Annotated in this window: 1 pseudogene; it reads left to right on the forward strand. The window is 22.9% G+C overall.

From position 1 onward, the window contains the following. Positions 1 to 262: pseudogene (locus HMPREF1552_RS12640) on the forward strand (hypothetical protein); the annotation flags it as partial.

The raw sequence follows: 262 nt of genomic DNA on the forward strand, positions 1-262 counted from the left end.
TTCTTTCTAATTTATGTAAAAAAGGAATTTTAGAAAGAGTAAAGCAAGGGGTTTATCAGAAAAATGATACAATTACAGATGAATTTGTAAAAATACAAAAAAATAACAATGTGATTTTTTCAAATACAACTGCTTTATACTTTCATAATTTGACAGATAGAGTACCAAATACAATTTCAATAACAGTTCCACAAGGTTATAATGTTTTGCATATTACAAAAAAATTTGAAAATTTGAAAATTCATTATGTGAAAAAGGAAAT

It is taken from the genome of Leptotrichia sp. oral taxon 879 str. F0557, assembly GCF_000469385.1.
Lineage (GTDB): Bacteria > Fusobacteriota > Fusobacteriia > Fusobacteriales > Leptotrichiaceae > Leptotrichia > Leptotrichia mesophila.